22 protein-coding genes and 1 tRNA gene are annotated in these 18683 nt (G+C 71.1%); 12 read left to right on the plus strand and 11 right to left on the minus strand.

Features of this window, described 5'->3' with window-relative positions; genetic code table 11:
- Positions 1–14: 14 nt before the first annotated feature.
- The 3 genes from fabI to MZTS_RS03850 all read right to left on the minus strand — a co-directional run bounded on the left by fabI (position 15) and on the right by MZTS_RS03850 (position 2564).
- A complete protein-coding gene (fabI, locus tag MZTS_RS03840; RefSeq protein WP_192281760.1) occupies positions 15–842 on the minus strand; it encodes an enoyl-ACP reductase FabI in 828 nt (275 codons plus the stop codon).
- Positions 843–995: 153 nt separating this feature from the next.
- Entirely contained in the window at positions 996–1934 is a 939-nt protein-coding gene (locus MZTS_RS03845) for a DnaJ C-terminal domain-containing protein (protein ID WP_192281763.1), read from the minus strand.
- Between the two features lie 153 nt (positions 1935–2087).
- On the minus strand, positions 2088–2564 hold the full coding sequence (locus tag MZTS_RS03850) for an RT0821/Lpp0805 family surface protein (protein WP_192281766.1): 477 nt from the start codon (positions 2562–2564) through the stop codon (positions 2088–2090).
- An 87-nt stretch (positions 2565–2651) separates the two neighbouring features.
- Here MZTS_RS03850 and pdxH point away from each other — a divergent pair, with 87 nt between their 5' ends.
- Positions 2652–3296, plus strand: coding sequence for a pyridoxamine 5'-phosphate oxidase (pdxH, locus tag MZTS_RS03855; protein ID WP_192281769.1), 645 nt, complete (start codon positions 2652–2654; stop codon positions 3294–3296).
- A gap of 20 nt (positions 3297–3316) precedes the next feature.
- Here the strand turns inward: pdxH and MZTS_RS03860 are convergent, their stop codons facing one another.
- Positions 3317–3688 (minus strand): response regulator, encoded by a 372-nt coding sequence (locus tag MZTS_RS03860; protein ID WP_192281772.1) that lies wholly within the window; start codon positions 3686–3688, stop codon positions 3317–3319.
- Positions 3689–3956: 268 nt separating this feature from the next.
- Between MZTS_RS03860 and MZTS_RS03865 the strand changes: the two genes are divergently transcribed.
- From MZTS_RS03865 to MZTS_RS03885, 5 genes are all read left to right on the plus strand, one after another.
- The gene (locus tag MZTS_RS03865; RefSeq protein WP_192281808.1) at positions 3957–4679 is read left to right on the plus strand and encodes an SDR family NAD(P)-dependent oxidoreductase; all 723 of its coding nucleotides are present in this window, start codon (positions 3957–3959) and stop codon (positions 4677–4679) included.
- The gene (locus tag MZTS_RS03870) at positions 4672–5898 is read left to right on the plus strand and encodes a hypothetical protein (protein ID WP_192281775.1); all 1227 of its coding nucleotides are present in this window, start codon (positions 4672–4674) and stop codon (positions 5896–5898) included. Before MZTS_RS03865 ends, MZTS_RS03870 begins: the two co-directional genes overlap by 8 nt.
- Positions 5895–6398 (plus strand): NUDIX domain-containing protein, encoded by a 504-nt coding sequence (locus tag MZTS_RS03875; RefSeq protein WP_009867072.1) that lies wholly within the window; start codon positions 5895–5897, stop codon positions 6396–6398. Before MZTS_RS03870 ends, MZTS_RS03875 begins: the two co-directional genes overlap by 4 nt.
- On the plus strand, positions 6395–6868 hold the full coding sequence (locus MZTS_RS03880) for a TIGR02301 family protein (protein ID WP_192281778.1): 474 nt from the start codon (positions 6395–6397) through the stop codon (positions 6866–6868). The genes MZTS_RS03875 and MZTS_RS03880 overlap by 4 nt, the downstream gene beginning before the upstream one ends.
- Before the next feature lie 171 nt (positions 6869–7039).
- A complete protein-coding gene (locus tag MZTS_RS03885) occupies positions 7040–7294 on the plus strand; it encodes a hypothetical protein (RefSeq protein ID WP_009867074.1) in 255 nt (84 codons plus the stop codon).
- Positions 7295–7432: 138 nt separating this feature from the next.
- Here MZTS_RS03885 and MZTS_RS03890 read toward each other — a convergent pair whose 3' ends face one another.
- Entirely contained in the window at positions 7433–8335 is a 903-nt protein-coding gene (locus tag MZTS_RS03890) for a LysR family transcriptional regulator (RefSeq protein WP_009867075.1), read from the minus strand.
- A 122-nt stretch (positions 8336–8457) separates the two neighbouring features.
- Here MZTS_RS03890 and MZTS_RS03895 point away from each other — a divergent pair, with 122 nt between their 5' ends.
- Positions 8458–8694 (plus strand): hypothetical protein, encoded by a 237-nt coding sequence (locus MZTS_RS03895; protein WP_009867076.1) that lies wholly within the window; start codon positions 8458–8460, stop codon positions 8692–8694.
- Between the two features lie 27 nt (positions 8695–8721).
- Positions 8722–9474 (plus strand): sulfite exporter TauE/SafE family protein, encoded by a 753-nt coding sequence (locus tag MZTS_RS03900; protein ID WP_192281781.1) that lies wholly within the window; start codon positions 8722–8724, stop codon positions 9472–9474.
- Positions 9475–9499: 25 nt separating this feature from the next.
- On the opposite strand, the gene MZTS_RS03905 is transcribed toward MZTS_RS03900, so the two are convergent.
- Entirely contained in the window at positions 9500–10357 is an 858-nt protein-coding gene (locus MZTS_RS03905) for an AprI/Inh family metalloprotease inhibitor (RefSeq protein WP_192281783.1), read from the minus strand.
- Positions 10358–10371: 14 nt separating this feature from the next.
- Positions 10372–11343 (minus strand): NAD(P)-dependent oxidoreductase, encoded by a 972-nt coding sequence (locus tag MZTS_RS03910; RefSeq protein WP_009866394.1) that lies wholly within the window; start codon positions 11341–11343, stop codon positions 10372–10374.
- A 246-nt stretch (positions 11344–11589) separates the two neighbouring features.
- Between MZTS_RS03910 and leuC the strand changes: the two genes are divergently transcribed.
- Together leuC and MZTS_RS03920 are read left to right on the plus strand one after the other, a co-directional pair.
- On the plus strand, positions 11590–12999 hold the full coding sequence (gene leuC / locus MZTS_RS03915) for a 3-isopropylmalate dehydratase large subunit (protein WP_192281786.1): 1410 nt from the start codon (positions 11590–11592) through the stop codon (positions 12997–12999).
- Between the two features lie 150 nt (positions 13000–13149).
- Positions 13150–13234, plus strand: a tRNA-Leu gene (locus MZTS_RS03920).
- A 404-nt stretch (positions 13235–13638) separates the two neighbouring features.
- Here MZTS_RS03920 and MZTS_RS03925 read toward each other — a convergent pair.
- From MZTS_RS03925 to MZTS_RS03940, 4 genes are all read right to left on the minus strand, one after another.
- Positions 13639–13920 carry a hypothetical protein gene (locus tag MZTS_RS03925; protein ID WP_192281789.1) on the minus strand — a complete coding sequence of 94 codons (282 nt, stop codon included), beginning with the start codon at positions 13918–13920 and terminating at the stop codon, positions 13639–13641.
- 289 nt (positions 13921–14209) lie between these two features.
- Entirely contained in the window at positions 14210–14374 is a 165-nt protein-coding gene (locus MZTS_RS03930) for a hypothetical protein (RefSeq protein ID WP_192281792.1), read from the minus strand.
- A gap of 68 nt (positions 14375–14442) precedes the next feature.
- Entirely contained in the window at positions 14443–15606 is a 1164-nt protein-coding gene (gene metB, locus MZTS_RS03935; protein ID WP_192281797.1) for a cystathionine gamma-synthase, read from the minus strand.
- 140 nt (positions 15607–15746) lie between these two features.
- Positions 15747–15905, minus strand: a complete 159-nt coding sequence (locus MZTS_RS03940) for a hypothetical protein (RefSeq protein WP_192281800.1) — start codon at positions 15903–15905, stop codon at positions 15747–15749.
- A 70-nt stretch (positions 15906–15975) separates the two neighbouring features.
- Here MZTS_RS03940 and MZTS_RS03945 point away from each other — a divergent pair, with 70 nt between their 5' ends.
- Together MZTS_RS03945 and MZTS_RS03950 are read left to right on the plus strand one after the other, a co-directional pair.
- Entirely contained in the window at positions 15976–16218 is a 243-nt protein-coding gene (locus tag MZTS_RS03945; RefSeq protein ID WP_192281803.1) for a hypothetical protein, read from the plus strand.
- A 268-nt stretch (positions 16219–16486) separates the two neighbouring features.
- Entirely contained in the window at positions 16487–18640 is a 2154-nt protein-coding gene (locus MZTS_RS03950; RefSeq protein WP_192281806.1) for an O-linked N-acetylglucosamine transferase family protein, read from the plus strand.
- Positions 18641–18683 lie beyond the last annotated feature (43 nt).

The raw sequence follows: 18683 nt of genomic DNA on the forward strand, positions 1-18683 counted from the left end.
TTCGGGACGATGCGCTAATCCCGCTCGCGGGTGATGTCCGGCGCGTCGGGGTTCTTCATGCCGACGACGTGGTAGCCCGCATCCACGTGCAGGATCTCGCCGGTCATGCCGCGGGACATGTCGGAGAACAGGTAGGCCGCGGTCTCGCCGACCTCCTCGATGGTCACGGTCCGGCGCATCGGCGCGTTGTACTCGTTCCATTTGAGGATGTAGCGGAAGTCGCCGATGCCGGAGGCGGCCAGCGTCTTGATCGGCCCGGCCGAGATCGCGTTGACGCGGATCTGCTTCGGCCCGAGATCGGCGGCGAGGTAGCGGACGGAGGCCTCCAGGGCGGCCTTGGCGACGCCCATCACATTGTAGTGGGGCATCCACTTCTCGGCGCCGTAATAGGTCAGGGTCAGCAGCGAGCCGCCCTCGCGCATGATCTTTTCCGCCCGCTGCGCGATCGCGGTGAAGGAATAGCACGAGATCAGCAGCGACTTCGTGAAATTCGCCTCCGAGGTCTCGAGGTAGCGGCCCGTCAGCTCGTCCTTGTCGGAGAAGGCGACGCAGTGGACGACGAAGTCGATGCCCTCGGGAAAGGCCTCGGCGGTGGCGGCGAAGACGGCATCGATCGAGGCCGGATCGGTCACGTCGCAATGGCCGACGACCCTGGCGCCGAGTTCCTTGGCCAGGGGCTCGACGCGCTTCTTCAGGGCCTCGCCCTGATAGGTGAAGGCGAGTTCCGCCCCGTGGGCGGCGGCACTTCGGGCGATGCCCCAGGCGATCGAGCGGTTATTGGCCACTCCCAGCACCAGCCCGCGCTTTCCCGCGAGCAGCCCGCCCGGCTTCTGATCCGACATGCGTCACCTTCGCTTCGGCCGCGTCGGCGCCTCTCGAGGGGCGCCCCTAGACTGGGGGCTTCCTTAGCGGAGGCCCGCCAGGGGGGGAAGCCTGAAGGCGAAGACGGGCACCCGAGGCCCTGCCGGGCCTCGGCGCCGTCACGGACGGTCGGCTCACGCCGTCCCGGCCTTCGCCTCGCGGCGGCGGCGGGCATATTCGGTCAGGGCCGGATCGTCGCCGGCCGGCAGGGCCACCGCCGTCGTGGCGAAGAGGTCGCCGCGGCTGCCGTCCTTCTTCGGCAGGCCCTTGCCGCGCAGGCGGAAGGTGCGGCCGGATCCGGTCATCGCCGGCACCTTCATCTCGACCGCGCCGGTCAGGGTCGGCACGCGCAGGGTGCCGCCGAGCACGGCATCCTCCAGCGGCAGGTCCACGGTGGTGCGCAGGTCCGCCCCCTCGACCTTGAACAGGGGATGGGGCTGGATGCGGATGGTGAGCAGCGCGTCGCCCGGCTCGCCCCGGGGACCGGCGGAGCCCCCGAGGCCGCGCAGGCGGATGGTCTGGCCATCGACCACGCCCTTGGGGATCATCACGTCGACATCGCGCCCGCCGGGGAGGCCGATGCGCATCTTCTCCTCGCCCGCGACCTGTTCCAGCGAGACGCTGAGTTCGGCCGCCACATCCTCGCCGCGCGCCGGACCGCCGCGGCCGAAGCCGGGCCCGGCCCCGCCGGCGCGGAACGCCTCGCCGAAGATGTGGCTGATGAAATCCTCGCCGACACCGCCCGGACCCGCTCCGCCGCCGGCGCCGCGGGCGCGGGCGAAGCCGTCGAAGTCGAAGCCGCCGCCGCGCCCGCCGCCGAAGCCGGAGAAGCCCTCGAAACCGGTCGCGCGCGGTTTACCCTCGGCGTCGATCTCGCCGCGGTCGAACTGCGCCCGCTTCTCCTTGTCGCCCAGGATCTCGTAGGCGGTGTTCGCCTCGGCGAAGCGCTCCTTGGCCTTGGGATCCTTGTTGCTGTCGGGGTGGTACGCCTTGGCGAGCTTACGGAAGGCCTTCTTGATCTCGGCCTCGTTCGCGCCCTTGGGCACACCCAGAACGTCGTAGGGGTTTCGCATCGGGAATCTTTTGAGGGGGTCGCAACCGTTGAGGGATACGGCCTTCGCCGCGTGGCTTCAACGTGGGAAAGGCGTTGCGGTTCTGCAACACCCCTTCCATCGATCCGCTCACGAATGCGCGAGGACAGTCGCGCCGGCCGTCCCTCGCCGGAATCAGGACTTCGCCGAGCGCACCCGCTTCAGCTCCCACTCGCCGCCGGACGGCTTGCAGCCGGTGCCGCGCACGAAGCGGCTGTTCGCGTGGCCGACCACAGTCGCCAGGAAGTCGCGGCAGATCTCGTCGCCGGCCACGTAGGGCAGGCCGGTCGGGTTGATCGCGCCGCGCATGGCGGTCTCGGGATTCTCCCACTTCACCGGACGCCCGTTGCCCTGCGGGTCGAGGGCGACCGAGAGCGCCGCATGGGCGCGGCGCCAATCCTCGGCGTCGAGGTCGCGCCCGAAGCTGGCGGGGCGCTTCGGGATGCTGCCGGTGACCAGGGGCTCGGGCACGACCGGCGCCTCCTCCGACCGGAAGGACAGGACCGGCCCGCTGCACCCCGCGCAGGAGACTGCCGCCAGGCCGAGGGTCAGGAGACGCGCGATCCGGGATGCGGGAGGGCCCGCGAGGGCTTTACACAGACGCAGACGCATTACACCTGAACTCGAGGCAGACGGGGGTCCGACAGGGTGTGCCGCCCGACGTCGGTGCCCCCCGACCCGGCTGCCACAGGGAAGAAAATGGCCATCGATCGGTTAAGAGAGGGTGATCCCGGCGAACCGGCGGTCCACCCCGAGGACTTCACATTGTCGTCGGACCCCTGGGCCCTGTTCGCCGCCTGGATGGCGGAGGCCGAGGCCTCGGAGCCCTCGGACGCCAACGCCATGGCTCTGGCCACCGCCGACGCGGACGGCCTGCCCGACGTGCGGGTGGTGCTGCTGAAGGGCCTCGATCCCCGGGGACTCGTCTTCTACACCAATGCCGAATCGGCCAAGGGCGAGCAGCTCCGCGCCAACCCCCAGGCCGCGGCGGTGCTGCACTGGAAGTCCCTGGGCCGGCAGATCCGCGCCCGCGGCCCGGTGAGTCCCGTCACACGGGAGGAATCGGACGCCTATTTCGCGAGCCGCCACCGGGACAGCCGCATCGGCGCCGTGGCGAGCCGGCAATCGCGCCCGCTCACCGACCGCCCGACCCTGATGGCCGAGGTCGCCGCCCTCTCCGCCCGATACGAGGACGGCCCGGTGCCGCGCCCCGAGCATTGGCGCGGCTTCCGCATCGAACCGCTGCAGCTGGAATTCTGGCAGAACGGCGCCTACCGCCTGCACGACCGGGTGCGCTTCACCCGCGAGGGCGAGGGCTGGGCCCGCTCCCGGCTCTACCCGTAGGCCGGGAGCCGCGGGCGGGATCAACCCATCCGCGAGCGGATCGCCGCGACGAGGCTTTCCTCGGAATAGGGCTTGCGGAGGAAGAGCGCCTCCGGCGGCACGTCGCCGGGGATCGGGAGCACCTTGCCCGAGGTGATGACGATGCCGATCCGGGGCCAGCGCCGGGTGATGCAGGCGGCGAGCCGGATGCCGTCAATGCCGAGGGGCATGTCGATGTCGGTCACGACCACGCGCACGCCCTCCTCCTCGTCGAGCAGGCGGATCGCGACGTTGCCGTCCGTGGCTTCCCGCACGGCGTAGCCCGCCTCCGCGATCATCTCGACCGCGGCGCGTCGGGTCACGGCGTCGTCCTCCACGACGAGCACGATCGGCCTCGCTTCCGCTTCGCTCACCTGGGTTCCATCCCTCCGCCCGCCGGTTTCTCCCTCCCCCGCTCGCATGAAGCCCGCCCCGGGAGCAAGCGCGCGAACGGAGGCGAGACCGACGCTCCGCCGATGCCGGCGTCGCGGCATCTTTCGCAATGCAGCGCGGACCCTGGATTTCCGGCAAGGCGCGGCTTATCCCTAGGCTCGAAGGCCCGCCCCGCGCGCTCACTGCGACGCTCTTTGCGGGCAGCGAGGGATCCCGGCCTTGGCCTCATCCAACGACCGTCGACGGGTGATGCTGCTCACTGGCGCAAGCCGGGGCATCGGGCATGCCACCGTCAAACGCTTCTCCGCCGCCGGCTGGCGGGTCATCACCTGCTCGCGCCATCCGTTCCCCGAGAACTGCCCCTGGGAAATGGGACCGGAGGACCACCTCCAGGTCGATCTCGCCGACGCGCAGGACACGATTCGCGGCGTCAAGGAGGTGGCCGAGCGGCTCGCCGCCGAAGGCGGCCTGTTGCACGCCCTGGTCAACAATGCCGGCATCTCGCCCAAGGGCCCGGAAGGCGAACGGCTCGGTGCGCTCACCACCGAATACGCGGACTGGACCCGCGTCTTCCAAGTGAACTTCTTCGCGCCGATCCTGCTGGCGCGGGGCCTGTGCGACGAGTTGACCCGGGCGCGCGGCTCGATCGTCAACGTCACCTCGATCGCCGGCTCGCGGGTCCATCCCTTCGCGGGGGCGGCTTACGGCACCTCGAAATCGGCCCTGGCCGGTCTCACCCGGGAGATGGCCGCCGATTTCGGGCCGCTCGGGGTGCGGGTCAACGCGATCTCGCCCGGGGAGATCGACACCTCGATCCTCTCGCCCGGCACCGACAAGCTCGTGCGGCAGATCCCGCAGCGCCGGCTCGGCACCCCCGACGAGGTGGCCAAGGCGATCTATTTCCTCTGCACCGAAGCCTCCTCCTACGTGAACGGCGCCGAACTCCACATCAACGGCGGCCAGCATGTCTGACGGCCGGGCGGCGCCGGAGCGTCCGCCGCGGCACAGGTCCCCCGCCCGGCGCAAGCGGGCGGGCCGGGCGGTGGCCGCCCTGCTCTCGCTCGCCGCCCTTCCCGTTCGCGCGGCGGAACCGCCCCCGCCGGAGCCGGTCGCGCTGCCGTTCCGGATCAAGGCGATGCGCGGCCCCGGCAGCGACGTCGCGCTGGCGGTGGCGACCTCGGGGCTGCTGCCGGTCGCCCATGCCCGCTCCGGCGCGAGCGCCGCCCCGAAGGCGACCGCGAGCGCGGCCCCACCGCCCGTCGTCGTGGTCTGGGGCGAGGGCGGCGGGGCCGTGCTGAGCCTCGACGGGGACAGCCTGCGCACCACCCTGGTCGGCGCCGAGGCGGTCGAGGGCTTCGCCGCCGCCGAGACGCCGCGCGGGGCCGTGCCCGGCTCCCGGCGCGCCCTGGAGGGGCCCTTGAGCGCCTATCTCACGGGGCCGACCCGGGCCTTGGGCGGTGCGCCGGGTCAGGGAACGGTTCTCACCCTGCGCGAGCGCCAGCCGCTCGGTGTCACCGCCGAGCCGAAGACGGTGCCGGTGGCGACCCAGACCCTGGCGCCGGGGCCGGACCGGGTCTTCGCCGGCCGCCCGCCCCGGATCGCATCGTTCGACGGCCGCCCGGCGGTCGTCGCGGTGACGGCGCAGGGCCCGGCCGGCTCCGGCCTCGCCGTCGCGGTCAAATCCCCTGCGGAGCAACCCGCCGGGCAGCTCGCTTCCTGGACCCTTTCGGCGCAGACGCCGCCGCAGGCGGGCGAGGGGCCGGAGGGCGCCCCCCTCGCCCTCGCCGGCATCGCCGACTTCGCCGGAACCGGCCGGCCGCAGATCGCCGCGATCCGCGCGCCCGAGGGCAAGGGCCTGCTCCAGCTCTGGCGCTATGCCGAGGGAACCCTGAGCCTGTCGGGTGAATGGCCGGGCTATGCCGGCCCGGTGGCCGGCGAGGAGGCCGATCTCGCCGCCCCGGTCCTCCGGGGTGGGGGCGAGCTGCCCGACCTCGCCCTGCCCGTCTCCGGCCGCGGCGCCCTCGTCCTGCTGTCCCTGAAGGACGGCCAGCCCCGCGAGCGGCTGCGGGTCGCCCTGCCCGCCCCGGCCGCCTTCGGCGTCGCCGCGCTCGAAGCCGGCGGAACCGCCAGGACGATCCTCGTCGGCCTCGCCGATGGGCGTGTCGTCGCGCTTCCGGCGGGCGCTCCGTGACCGAGCCGCCGCAGGGGAACGGGCCAGGGGATCGGGCGGACGGGCAGGCGGAGGGGCGGCTGTTCCCGAGCCGCCCGCTGATCGGCGTCTCGGTCGCGGTGATCCGGGACGGCCGCGTGCTGCTCGCCGCCCGGGCCAACGAGCCGATGCGGGGCGTCTGGACCCTGCCGGGCGGCCTCGTGGAGGCGGGCGAATCCCTCGCCGCGGCCGCCCTGCGCGAGCTGCGCGAGGAGGTCGGCTCCGTGGCGGAGGTCGTCGGGCCGAGCCTGACGCCGACCGAGATCATCCTGCGGGATGATGGCAACCGCATCCGCCACCACTACGTCATCCACCCCCATGCCGCCCTCTGGCGCGACATCGAGCCGGCGCCGGGGCCGGAGGCCCTCGCCGTGCGCTGGGCGAGACTCGAAGAGGTTGCCGCGTTGCAGACCACGCCGGGACTGATCGACACCCTGCGCGAGGCGTTCTCCCGCGTGAGCGCGGCGGAAGGTTCGGCATGAGTGCCCGCGTCGCGCGCCTGATGCTCGGCGCCCTGCTGGCCGCCGCGCCCCTGGTCGCCCTCCCCTGGGCCGAGGCCACCGCCCAGCAGCGGGCGGCGGCCAAATCCGCGCCGAAGCCGCAGGAGAAGGAGAAAGACAAGGAACCTGCGGCCCCGGCCGAGCCGCCGCCCGCCCCCTACGACCGCGACCTGATGCGCCTGTCCGAGATCGTCGGGGCGCTGGCCTTCCTGCGCAATCTCTGCACCGCACCGGACGCCGCCGAATGGCCGGCGCGGATGAAGGCGATCCTCGACACCGAAGGGGTGACGCAGGGCCGCCGCGACCGGCTGGCCGGGGCCTATAACCGCGGCTTCCGCGGCTACAGCCTGACCTACCGGGTCTGCACCCCCGCCGCGGACGAGGCCGCCCGCCGCTTCATCGCCGAGGGCGAGCGCCTGTCGCACGCCATCGCCGGGCGATTCGGAGGCTGACGCGCTCCCTGTGGCACGGGCGCCACATTGCGGAGCCCTTGCGAAAATCTTTCGCAATCGCGCCTTCGCATTAACCTCTTCGCAATTCCCGGCTTCCCGGCCCGTTAAGGACACCGTATCGTGGCGATGTCTTGCCGGCATGGTTCCGGCTGAGAAGCGAAGCCGCCCGCCATGATTCCAGATACCGTCCCCGCTGCCTTCGACTCCGACGCGGAGAGCAAACGGCTCGCGCTCGGCCTCGTGACAGAAGCCTTCGCGGAAGGGTGCCTCGACGGGATCGACGGCGACTGCATGGCCCAGGCCGCGCTCTTCGCCGCCTTCCAGGAACTGGTCGCGACCTATGGCGAGGACGCCACCGCCCGCTATGCCGAGACCCTGCCCGAGCGCATTCGCGGCGGCGGCTTCACCACGACTTTGCAGCATTGAGCCGGAAGGCCCCGTCGCAGGCGGTGGCGGGGCCTTCGCGGAACCGGACGATGTGACGCTCCCGGCCGGGCCGGGGGCGGGTTTCGAAAGGGCAAGCCCTCTCGCGGGTCCAGGGCAAAGCCCTGGGACGGGACGCCGTTACGATGGCTCGGCGCCGAGATGCTCGGCCAGATGCTGCGCCAGCTGCCGCGCATGGGGTGTCAGCGCCGCGAAGCTGCGGGTGCAGAGCCTCAGGCGGCGCAGGGCCCAGGGCTCGTCGATGGGGATCGCGCGAATCGCCAGCGTCTCGGCGGCGCGCCGCGCCACCGCCTCGGGCACGATCGCCACGCCGACCCCACGCTCCACCATGCGGCAGACCGAATCGAGCCCGTTCAGGCGCACCCGGAGCTTGAACGGCCGGCCGGCCCGGGCGGCATGGGTGGCGAGATAGGCCTGCAGCGACCGGCTATGGCTGAGGCCGACCAGGGGCTCGTCCAACACTTCCCGGAAGGCGACCGCGCTCCGCTCGGTCAATGCGTGCTCCCGCGGCACGACGAGGACGATCCGGTCGAGATAGAGCGGCAGGGTTTCGAGGGCGCCGAGATCGGTCGTGTCGGCGACGATGCCGAGATCGGCGAGCCCTCCGGCCAGGGCGTCGACGGCCTCGCGGCTGGTGCGCTCCTCCAGGTCGATGTCGATGGTGGGATACGCGGCGAGGAAGCCCGACAAGGCCTCCGGCAGCGAGGCCGCCGCCGCCGCCGTGATCGACAGGAGCCGGACATGGCCGCGCAGGCCGCGGGCATATTGGCCCAGTTCGCCGCGCATCTGTTCGAGCTGCCCCAGCATCAGCCGGGCATGGTGGACCACGGCGAGCCCGGCCGGTGTCGGCCGCACCCCGCGAGGGTGGCGCTCCAGCAGCGGCACGCCGCCCGCCAATTCCATGCCGCGGATGCGCTCGCTCGCCGAGGCCAGGGCCAGTCCGGCCCGCTCGGCGCCGCGGGTGATGCTCTCGGCCTCCGCGACGTGGAGGAACAGGCGCAGGTCGGTCAGGTCGAAACGCATGCCCGGATCGTCGGCGCGCAGGCGCCACCGGGCAAGCCCTGAGAAGACCCTTCGGCTCAACCGAAGGGTGGCTTCCTGCACTTCCGCATTGTCGCAGGACCGGAGCGTGCCACTCTTCGCCCATGGCCCACCACGCACGCACCACCTCTGCCGCGAGCGACACCCTGCTCGAAACCGCGACCCTGCTGCTGGCGGGGCTCACCGCCCTGGTCGTGATCCTCCGGCACGACGCCGACCGTCCGGCGGCGGCACCACGGGCGGCCGTGACCCGGCCGGCCGTCGCGCCGGCGGTCACCGGAGAGGCCGAGGATGAGGCCGAGCGTCAGGCCCTCTCTCGCGACATGCTGCTCCACGACTGATCCCCGTCCCCATTCATCAGACCGAGCATGACCTTCAGCCTCGACCCCCTGCCCCTCGCCGTGGCGGCCTCCGCCTTCCTGCTCGCCGGCTTCGTCAAGGGCATGGTCGGGCTCGGCCTGCCGCCCGTGGCCATGGGGCTCCTGAGCCTCGTGATGGCGCCGGTCCAGGCGGCGGCGCTGCTCGTCGTGCCGGCCTTCGTCACCAATGTCTGGCAGCTCGTCGCCGGCCCGCGCTTCGGCGTCCTGCTGCGCCGGCTCTGGCCGATGCTGGCAGCGAGCGTGGTCGGCACCCTGGTCGCGGCGGCCATCCTGCACGGCCATTACGGCGTCCAGGCCACCATCTTCCTCGGGCTCGCCCTGATCGCCTATGCCGCGGTCGGCCTCGCCGCCCTCAAGCTCCACGTCCCGCCCGCCATGGAACGATGGCTCGGGCCGGTCATCGGCGCCGCGACGGGGCTGGTGACGGCCGCCACCGCCGTCTCGTCCTTTCCCTCCGCGCCCTATCTCAGCGCGCTGGGGCTGACCAAGGACGACCTGATCCAGGCGCTCGGCCTGTCCTTCACCGTCTCCACCGTGGCGCTGGCCGTGGCCCTGGCGGGCGGCGGCGCCCTGTCGCTGAACATGGCCGGCATCTCCCTCCTCGCCCTCGTCCCCGCCGGAATCGGCATGGTGCTCGGCGGCTGGGTCCGGGGAAGGGTCAGCGAGCGGGTGTTCCGCCGCTGCTTCTTCCTCGGCCTGCTGGCTCTCGGGCTCCACCTCGCCCTGCGGCCGCTGTTCTGAGGGGCGCTCTCGGGTCCCCCCGGCCTTAAGGCTCGACCTTCCGCAGCACCAGGGTGACGCCGATCTCGGGGTCGCGCCGCCAGCGCCCCTCCCCGATCGCCACGAGGTTCACCGCGTGGCCGCGGCGGGATTTGAGGGTGAGATGGCCGTTGGCGAAGCGCCAGCTCACGGGATCGAATACGGTGATCCCGCTGTCGCGGCACTCCGGCAACACCCGCACGGCGGCCCCCTCCTTCTCCGCCTCGGTCGGAGCGGAGAATTCGAGCCGGCAGACATCCTTCTGCGTGGCACGGTCCAGGGCGTAGAGGCCGAGGGCCGGGCCTTCCGCAGGGGCGGCCGGGGCGCCGGGCTCCGCCGTCGCGACCGGCGTGGCAGCGGCCGCGCCGGGGACGGGCGGCCGGCTCGCGGCGATCTGCAGGGGCACGAGGTTGTAGCGCTCGCCGTTCTCGGCGGTGGCGCCGAGACTCATCCCGTCCGGGCTCTTGGCGAAGGCGAGCAGGGGCCGCGCGTTCCGGTCGACGAGGCGGATGCCCTCGTCGCCCGTGAACAGCCAGCCGCCGATCCCGGCCAGGATCGGCAGCGCCCGGCGGCAGCCGGCGGGAAAGCGCACCACCCGTCCGCTCGGGCCGGTATCCAGGGCGAGCGTCAGCACGCAGCGCCGCATCCCGCCCTCCAGGGCGAGATCCCAGGTGCCGGCGGCGCCCGCCAGGGTATCGGGCAGGGTCGCGAGCCCACCCGCCGGGGCGGACGGCGCCGATGAGCCGGGAGCCGGGTCCGAGGCGGGCGCTTGGTCCTGTGTCTTGTCCTGCGCTGGGTCCTGCGCCTTGGCGGCCCCACCCGCCAGCGCCAGCACGGCCAGCGCCGCCACGACCCGCATCCTCATCGTCCGCCCCCTCGTCATCGGCCCGTCCAGGGCGTCTCCGGCACCGGCGTCACCGGGCCCTTGCCGTCGAACCAGGAAAACAGGTTGTCGGTCAGCACCCGGCCCATGGCCGCCCGGGTCTGGTGCGAGCCCGAGCCGACATGCGGCAGCAGCACCACCTGATCGAGATCGATCAGCGCCTGCGGCACCTGCGGCTCGTTCTCGAACACGTCGAGCCCGGCCCCGTGGATCGTCCCCGCCTGCAGGGCCGCGATCAGCGCCGCCTCGTCGATCACGCTGCCGCGGGCGATGTTGACGACGATGCCCTCCGGCCCGAGCGCGGCCAGCACCGCCGCATCGACGAGGCCGCGGGTGCCCGGCCCTCCGGGGGAGGCCACGATCAGCACGTCGACCGCCTTCGCCAGCCCAAGCAGGCTGTCGTGATAGGTGTAGGCCACGTCCGCCTGCGGCGTCCGGCCATGATAGGCGATCGCCACGCCGAACCCTTCGAGCCGCCGGGCGATGGCCCGCCCGATCCGCCCGAGGCCGAGGATGCCGACCCGGCGCTCCCTCAGGCTGGTGGTGAGCGGGAAGCTGCCCTCCCGCCAGCGCCCGGCCCGCAGGTAGCGATCCGCCTGCGGGATGCGGCGGATGGTGGCGAGCAGGAGGCCGAGGGCGAGATCGGCGACCTCGTCGGAGAGCACGTCCGGCGTGTTGGTCACGACGATGCCGCGGCGATGGGCCTCCGCCACGTCGATGCTGTCGTAGCCGACGCCGAAGCTCGCCACGATCTCGAGCCGCGGCAGCCGGTCGAACAGTCGCGCATCGATCGGGCACATCGCCCCGACCGCGAGCCCCCGGATGCGCGGGCCCGCCGCGCCGAGGAAGGCGTCGCGGTCGGGCGCCTCCTCCAGCCGGTGCAGGCGGAACCGCTCGGACAGCCGCCCGGCCACGTCGGGGCGGGTCTGCCGGATCAGCAGGATCTCGGGCGTCTCGTCTGGCGGCACCGGCTCACGCCCTCCCGGCGATGATCGAACGATGAAGCCGGAGTAAGGCCGCACCGGGCGCCGGTCCAGCCGATGCGCGGGCACGCGGCAAAAGTGTCATGTGCGTTGCCGCCCTTCCGAAATCGCCGGAGGAGCATTACACAAGGATCTCTTCCGGATATTCCCCAAGGTCCGGCCGCAGGCTTTCGCGGCCCGGCGGGGGCGTTTTCCGCGATGGAGCCCTCAACTCGTCAGAACAGCCGCACCATGACCGCGCCGCGCACTCTCTACGACAAGATCTGGGACGACCACGTCGTCGATGTTCAGCCGGACGGCTCCGCCCTCCTCTACATCGACCGCCACCTCGTGCACGAGGTGACGAGCCCCCAGGCCTTCGAGGGGCTCCGCGTGGCCGGCCGCACGGTGCGCGCGCCGGGCAAGACGCTCGCCGTGGTCGATCACAACGTGCAGACCTCGGACCGCAGCAAGGGCATCGAGGATCCTGAGAGCCGCACCCAGCTGGAGGCGCTCGCCGAGAACGTGCGCGATTTCGGCATCGAGTTCTACGACGCCCTCGACCGGCGCCAGGGCATCGTCCACATCATCGGGCCGGAGCAGGGCTTCACCCTGCCGGGACAGACCATCGTCTGCGGCGACAGCCACACCTCGACGCATGGCGCCTTCGGGGCGCTGGCCCACGGCATCGGCACCTCGGAGGTCGAGCACGTGCTCGCCACCCAGACGCTGATCCAGCGCAAGGCCAAGAACATGCGCATCACCGTCGACGGCAGCCTGGCGCCAGGCGTGACCGCCAAGGACATCATCCTGGCGATCATCGGCGAGATCGGCACCGCCGGCGGCACCGGCCACGTCATCGAATATGCCGGCGAGGCGATCCGCTCCCTGTCGATGGAGGGGCGGATGACGATCTGCAACATGTCGATCGAGGGCGGCGCCCGCGCCGGCATGGTCGCCCCCGACGAGACCACCTACGCCTACGTCAAGGACCGCCCGAAGGCGCCGAAAGGCACGGCGTTCGACGCCGCCCGCCGCTACTGGGAGAGCCTGACGACGGACGAAGGCGCGCATTTCGACCGGGAGATCCGCCTCGACGCGGGCAACCTCCCCCCGCTCGTCTCCTGGGGCACGAGCCCGGAGGACATCGTCTCGATCCTCGGCACGGTGCCCGATCCGGCGCAGATCGCCGACGAGAACAAGCGTCAGTCCAAGGAGAAGGCCCTGGCCTATATGGGCCTGACGCCGGGCACGAAGATGACCGATCTCACCCTGGACCGGGTGTTCATCGGCTCCTGCACCAACGGCCGCATCGAGGATCTGCGCATCGTCGCCAAGATGGTCGAGGGCCGCAAGGTGCATGACGGCGTCTCGGCGATGGTGGTGCCGGGCTCCGGCCTGGTGAAGGCGCAGGCCGAGGCCGAGGGCATCGACCGCATCCTCAAGGCGGCGGGCTTCGACTGGCGCGAGCCCGGCTGCTCGATGTGCCTCGGCATGAACCCGGACAAGCTGAGGCCCGGCGAGCGCTGCGCCTCGACCTCGAACCGCAATTTCGAGGGCCGCCAGGGTCCGCGCGGGCGCACGCACCTCGTCTCCCCCGCCATGGCGGCGGCGGCGGCCGTGGCCGGTCGCTTCGTCGACATCCGCGAGTGGCGCAACTGAGACCACGGCCCTGAGGCGGCGCGGGCAGTGTTGCTCCCGCGCCGCAGACTCCGGCCTCGACATTTTTGGCGGGCGGCAGGCGAAACAACGATTGACGCCCTCGCCGCCGCCCCCTAAACGAACCCCATCGCCGGTCGCAAGCGACCCGGCGCCCAGGTGGCGGAATTGGTAGACGCGCTGGTTTCAGGTACCAGTCTCGCAAGAGGTGAAGGTTCGAGTCCTTTCCTGGGCACCAATTTTCTGAGAACGGCCACTCTCTCAGAAGCTTAAAGCCAGACAAAATATCCTGCTGAGCAGTCCGTGCCGCGAGCGCGGTTTTGACAGAAGCGCACTCGCAAGGTGCAGCGGGCTCGTTGCGCCCTCAGTGCCCTTGATGAGCCTTCGCTTCTGGGACCGGCCCGACGGCCGGAACGGCAGCGCGACGCTTCGCTGCGCGTGATGGCGGCCGATATGCTCGGCCCGATTCTATCGACACCATCCTCTCTACCAAGAGCGTGAGGACATGATCGGGCGCTGCCGCGGGTGACCCTGGCATGTCGGCAACGGACCGGGAGGCCCGTTCCATGCGCGTCATCCACCTCCGGCCGAACACAGGGCGGGGCTCGGCACCATCCGCCCGCGTCCGACCGGATACGCGCCTCAGCGGCCTTCGCTCGACCCGGACGATGCGCCCGCGCCCTTCCCCTTGAAGCCCGCTGCGTTGGGGGAGCCCTGCATCCGCCCGTCCTGCTTCATCTCCTGGCCCGGCGCGTGGCTCGAGGCGCCCGGCCCCGTCGCTCCCGTGCCGTCCTTCTTGTCGAATCCGGCCGCGTTCGGCGAGCCCTGCATGCGGCCCTCGGCCTTCCCCGAGGGGTCGGTTGCCCATGCAGCGCCGCTCATTGCCAGCAGACCGGCAGTCATGATCAAGGCGGATGTTCGCATCGCCCTCTCCTGTTGCGCTTCCTCGACGCCGTCTTTCGGGCAGCTGAGAATAACCGCAGGTGGGTGGATGATGTTCGGCGGGGAGGGCCGGAGGTTTACCACCTCCCCGCTCCCGGCTTCCTTCCAGACGGCGTCGATCCGGCGGCGAGCCGGTGTTTCGATGCTCTTTCTTTCGCCGGACCGGCCGCCGCGTCTGCGGAGAGCGCCTTAGTGTCTCTCACAAAATTCCCGCTGCGCCGTCGCGGCCAGACAGGCCACGATGCAGAAGCGGGAGTTTTGTGAGGCACTCTCAATGGCGGCTGTCGCCGCCCTTGCCCTTCGAGCCCGGCGAGGCGCCGGAGCCCGCATCGTTGGCCCCCGTGCTGTTGGCCGTGTCGGAAGCGCCCGGGCTTTGCGCGAAGGCGGCGGAGGTGGGCACGAGGGTGCTCGCGAGGGCGATGGTGACGGCCTTCATGGCGGATCTTCCCTGTTGTGCTCGCGCAAGGCGCCTTCGGGCAACAGGCGCTCAGGGTGATCCGTCGCTCAGTTCTCCCGCACGGCGTCCAGGGCATGGGTGAGGTCGGCCAGAAGATCGCCCTCGGCCTCCAGGCCGACCGACAGCCGAAGCAGGCCATCGGTGATGCCGGCAGTCGACCGTGCCCCGGGATCCATCGCCGCATGCGTCATCGTCGGCGGATGCGCGACCAGGCTTTCGACACCACCGAGCGACTCGGCCAAGGTGAAGATCCGCAACGCCCCGACGAAGGCGCGCACGGCCTCCAGGCCGCCGGCGAGTTCGAAACTGAGCATCGCGCCGAAGCCGCTCTGCTGAGCCTTGGCCAGGGCATGGTCCGGATGGCTCGCGAGCCCCGGATAATGGACGCGCGCCACGGCCGGGCTGGCTTCGAGAAAGGCGGCGATGGCGGCGGCCGTCCTCTGCTGCTGCTCCACGCGCACGAACAGGGTTCGGACGCCGCGCAGCGTCAGATAGGCGTCGAGCGGCGATCCGGTGATGCCGATCGTATTGGCCCAGGAGGCCAGTTCCTCGCCCACGGCCGCGTCCGCCGCCACCACCGCTCCGCCGATGACGTCGGAATGCCCGTTCAGGAACTTGGTGGTGGAGTGGACGACCAGATCCGCCCCGAGGCCGATCGGCTGCTGCAGGGCCGGCGACAGGAAGGTGTTGTCGACGACGGCGAGCGCTCCGGCAGCCTTGGCCAGGGCGGTCGTGCGGCGGATGTCGACCACCCGCATGAGCGGATTGCTCGGGGTCTCGATGAGCACGACGCGGGGCTTCTGCGCCAGCGCCGCCGCCAGGGCCGCCTCGTCCGACTGATCGACGAAGGTGACGCGGTAATGCCCGCGCTCCGCGCGCATGCTGAGCAGACGGTAGGTGCCGCCATAGCAATCGTGCGGCGCGACCAGGAGGTCTCCGGGGCGCAGGCTCGACAGGGCGAGTTCGAGAGCCGCCATGCCGCTCGAGACCATGACGGCACGCGCCCCGTTCTCGAGCTTGGCGATGGTGTCCGCCAGCTGGTCGCGGGTCGGGTTGCCGAGCCGTGAATAGTCGTAGGGGCCGGGCTTCTCGAAAGCGGGAAATTTGAACGTCGTGGACAGGTGAATGGGCGAGATCACGGCTCCGAAGGCCGTGTCCTGTGCGACGCCATTCGTTGCGGCGACGGTACGCGCCGCGCGTTCCTCTGACATCGGAACGTCCCCTCGATCTCGGTGATACGCCGGGGCGGCCCCGACCGCCCCACGAGCGCGTTCTGTAAACAGAACAAATCGGGTTTTCAACAGGACACCCGACCGGTTTCGTGGGGTAGAGCCGACCGCCAACGCCCGGATCAGGCGCCGGCATCGACGCCGGAGCCGTCGGCTGATGCCTGCGCTCCCAGATCCATGGCGGCGAGGGCACGCCCCGGCCCGGATGCCCGGCGCCTCAGCGCCGATCTGTGGATGGCGGCGAGGGCGGCGAGGGGCAACGTGTCCTCGAACACAGCCAAGCCGGGGCGATCCGGTGTCCATCACGACAGGCGCAAGCAAGGCATCGCGCCAGATTTCGGAGTTCTTCTCATGACCGATCTCACTGTTTCTCGGGTCACGACCGCTCAGACCATCAATGACCATTCCGTCCCGCTGTCAGACGCAGCGCTCGATCAAGTATCCGCCGGCGACCTGTTCGGCGTGGTCCACCATACGATGGGGACGATCCTCGGAGGAGTCTTGAGCATGACCGGGGACACCAAGAACGGCACCCGCCTGCTCACGCACCAGCCGAAGCTGCTCGTCAAGAACGTCAAGGAATTGTTCAACTAAGGCGCTGTCCAACCCAGTGGCATCCGGCCGGCGATCCCGCCGGCAACGCTGTCGCCGAGAGCCTCTTCTCGGCGACCGGAGGCGAACGGCACCCGCTCGGCGGTGGTCTTCCGAGCCAGGCAACGGCCGGCGCCCTCGAACAGGGCGATCCTCCCCCCCACTGTCCAGCCCCCGCCCCGAGAGCTGCCGTGAGCTGCCTTGCCGGGCCACATTAAGGACTTGTTAGGCATCGGAATCTTAACGTCCCGCCGTCTCAGGAACGCCGGGCATGCTCGAACAACGCAGATCACGCACGAGTGAGCGCGCCCACGCGACGGACCCGGTCGAGCGTATCCTCGCCAAAGCCGTCGCCCATGCCGCCGCCGGACGGTTCCAGAAGGCCCGCAGCAACCTTCAGCGCGTGCTCGAGGCGGCTCCCTATCATGCGGGCGCGCATCATGAACTCGGCGTCCTGGCCAGCAGGTCGGACGGACCGGATTCGGCCATCCCGCATTTCGTGGCCGCCCTTCGCGCGGAACCGGAATACCCGCGCCACTGGCTCGCCCTCGCCGTCACGCTCCTCGTGCTGAACCGGCTCGGCGAGGCGCGCGCTCTGATGGAGCAGTTCCGGAGCCGGGGCCTCGCGGACGACGCGTCCCGCGCCGTGCTCAAGGAGTTCGCCGACCACGCCTTCGCCCGGGGGCAGGAGCGCTACAATGCGGGCGACCTCTCGACGGCGGAGACCTTGGCCGATCTCGTCATCGGCCTGGACGAGACCCATGCGAACGCGACCCATCTCGCGGGCGCCGTGGCCGCCGGGAAGGGCCGGCACCAACAGGCCTTCGACCTGTTCAGCATCGCGATCTACCGCGAGCCCGACAACGCCGCCTATTTCAGCAGTCTCGGCGCCCTCTTGATCACGATGGGCGATCATACCGGCGCCATCTCGGCGCTGGAGAAGGCGGTCGCCCTCGATCCCGATCTGGCGATCGCGCATTCGAATCTGGCCGGCGTCTATCAGCGCATCACCCAGCACAGCGCCGCCGTGACCCACGCCCGGCGTGCGATCGCCCTCGATCCGGGCCTGTCCAATGCCCATAACAATCTCGGCTGCAGCCTGAAGAGCCTCGGCCACCTCCGAGAAGCGATCGCGAGCTTCACTCAGGCGCTCGCGGCCGATCCCAGCCACATCACCGCCCATTCCAACCGGCTGTTCGCCAAGCTCTATGCCGAGGGCATCTCGCACGCCGATTACGCCGCCGATGCGCGCAGCTTCGGCGCGCGCTTCGCCGACCCGCTCCGGCGCCGGCGCCCCTTCCTCAACGACCGTGATCCCGACCGGCCGCTGCGGATCGGCTTCGTCTCGGGCGATCTCTGCACGCACGCCGTCGCGCGCTTCATCGAGCCGCTCCTGCGCCATCTCGACCAGACGCAGTTCAAGGCGCGCGCCTACATGACCCAGGCCGCGGAGGATGCGGTCTCGGCCCGCCTGCGCCAATGGTTCGATGGCTGGCACAACATCGCCGGCCTCGACGACGACGAGGCCGCGGACCTGATCGAGGCGGACGCGATCGACATCCTCGTCGACCTCTCGGGGCATAGCGCCGGCCACCGCCTGCTCGTCTTCGCCCGCAAGCCCGCGCCGGTGCAGGTGTCGTATCTGGGGCATCCGGCGACGACCGGCCTCAGCGCCATGGACTACCGCCTGACCGATTCCGGCCTCGATCTGCGCGACCAACCGAAGAGCCTTCACACGGAGACGGTGTGGTGGTTGCCGGGCGTCTCGGCGACCTACGAGCTGCCCGAGGGGGCTCCTCCGGCGCGCCCTCGTCCGCCCTTCGAGGAGAACGGCTTCATCACCTTCGGCGTGATGAACCGCTTCGAGAAGATCGGCGATGGCGCGCTGCAAGCCTGGGCCACCATCCTGCGGGCGCTGCCCGATGCCCGCCTGTTCATGGTCGTGGCCGATGTCGAGACGCCGGAGATCCGGGCCCAGGTCGAGGCGCGGCTGTCCGAGGCCGGCTTGCCGATCGAGCGGGTGCGCCTGCATCCCCGCACCACGACCGGCTATTACGCGCTCTACCACGAGTTCGACATCGCCCTCGATTCCTTCCCCTATAACGGCGGGACGACGAGTTGCGACACGCTCAGCATGGGCGTGCCCCTCATCGCGTTGCGGGGCGGCCACGCGGTGGCGAGAGTCGGCTCGTCGCTGCTGGCGACGGTCGGGCTCGACGAACTCGCCGTCGAGACGCCGGAGGAGTATGTGGCCTGCGCGGTGGCGCTTGCGCGCGATCCGGACCGGCTGCGCACCCTCCGCGCGGGCCTGCGCGAGCGCGTCTTCGCCAGTCCGCTGATGGATCATGCCCGCTTCGCGCGGGAGATGGGCGAGGCCTTCCGCTCCATGTGGAAGCTCTGGATCGCATCGGCCCACACCGCTTAGAGCCGTGCCCGACCGCGTTGCCATCGGGCACGGCTCTAAGCGG

The sequence above is a fragment of the Methylorubrum zatmanii genome (assembly GCF_014845115.1).
Lineage (GTDB): Bacteria > Pseudomonadota > Alphaproteobacteria > Rhizobiales > Beijerinckiaceae > Methylobacterium > Methylobacterium zatmanii.

Coding starts and splice junctions, on each gene's coding strand:
- fabI (WP_192281760.1), bottom strand. CDS start 842: ATGTCGGATCAGAAGCCGGGCGGGCTGCTCGCGGGAAAGCGCGGGCTG.
- MZTS_RS03845 (WP_192281763.1), bottom strand. CDS start 1,934: ATGCGAAACCCCTACGACGTTCTGGGTGTGCCCAAGGGCGCGAACGAG.
- MZTS_RS03850 (WP_192281766.1), bottom strand. CDS start 2,564: ATGCGTCTGCGTCTGTGTAAAGCCCTCGCGGGCCCTCCCGCATCCCGG.
- pdxH (WP_192281769.1), top strand. CDS start 2,652: ATGGCCATCGATCGGTTAAGAGAGGGTGATCCCGGCGAACCGGCGGTC.
- MZTS_RS03865 (WP_192281808.1), top strand. CDS start 3,957: ATGCTGCTCACTGGCGCAAGCCGGGGCATCGGGCATGCCACCGTCAAA.
- MZTS_RS03870 (WP_192281775.1), top strand. CDS start 4,672: ATGTCTGACGGCCGGGCGGCGCCGGAGCGTCCGCCGCGGCACAGGTCC.
- MZTS_RS03880 (WP_192281778.1), top strand. CDS start 6,395: ATGAGTGCCCGCGTCGCGCGCCTGATGCTCGGCGCCCTGCTGGCCGCC.
- MZTS_RS03885 (WP_009867074.1), top strand. CDS start 7,040: ATGATTCCAGATACCGTCCCCGCTGCCTTCGACTCCGACGCGGAGAGC.
- MZTS_RS03890 (WP_009867075.1), bottom strand. CDS start 8,335: ATGCGTTTCGACCTGACCGACCTGCGCCTGTTCCTCCACGTCGCGGAG.
- MZTS_RS03895 (WP_009867076.1), top strand. CDS start 8,458: ATGGCCCACCACGCACGCACCACCTCTGCCGCGAGCGACACCCTGCTC.
- MZTS_RS03900 (WP_192281781.1), top strand. CDS start 8,722: ATGACCTTCAGCCTCGACCCCCTGCCCCTCGCCGTGGCGGCCTCCGCC.
- MZTS_RS03905 (WP_192281783.1), bottom strand. CDS start 10,357: ATGAGGATGCGGGTCGTGGCGGCGCTGGCCGTGCTGGCGCTGGCGGGT.
- leuC (WP_192281786.1), top strand. CDS start 11,590: ATGACCGCGCCGCGCACTCTCTACGACAAGATCTGGGACGACCACGTC.
- MZTS_RS03925 (WP_192281789.1), bottom strand. CDS start 13,920: ATGCGAACATCCGCCTTGATCATGACTGCCGGTCTGCTGGCAATGAGC.
- MZTS_RS03930 (WP_192281792.1), bottom strand. CDS start 14,374: ATGAAGGCCGTCACCATCGCCCTCGCGAGCACCCTCGTGCCCACCTCC.
- metB (WP_192281797.1), bottom strand. CDS start 15,606: ATGTCAGAGGAACGCGCGGCGCGTACCGTCGCCGCAACGAATGGCGTC.
- MZTS_RS03945 (WP_192281803.1), top strand. CDS start 15,976: ATGACCGATCTCACTGTTTCTCGGGTCACGACCGCTCAGACCATCAAT.
- MZTS_RS03950 (WP_192281806.1), top strand. CDS start 16,487: ATGCTCGAACAACGCAGATCACGCACGAGTGAGCGCGCCCACGCGACG.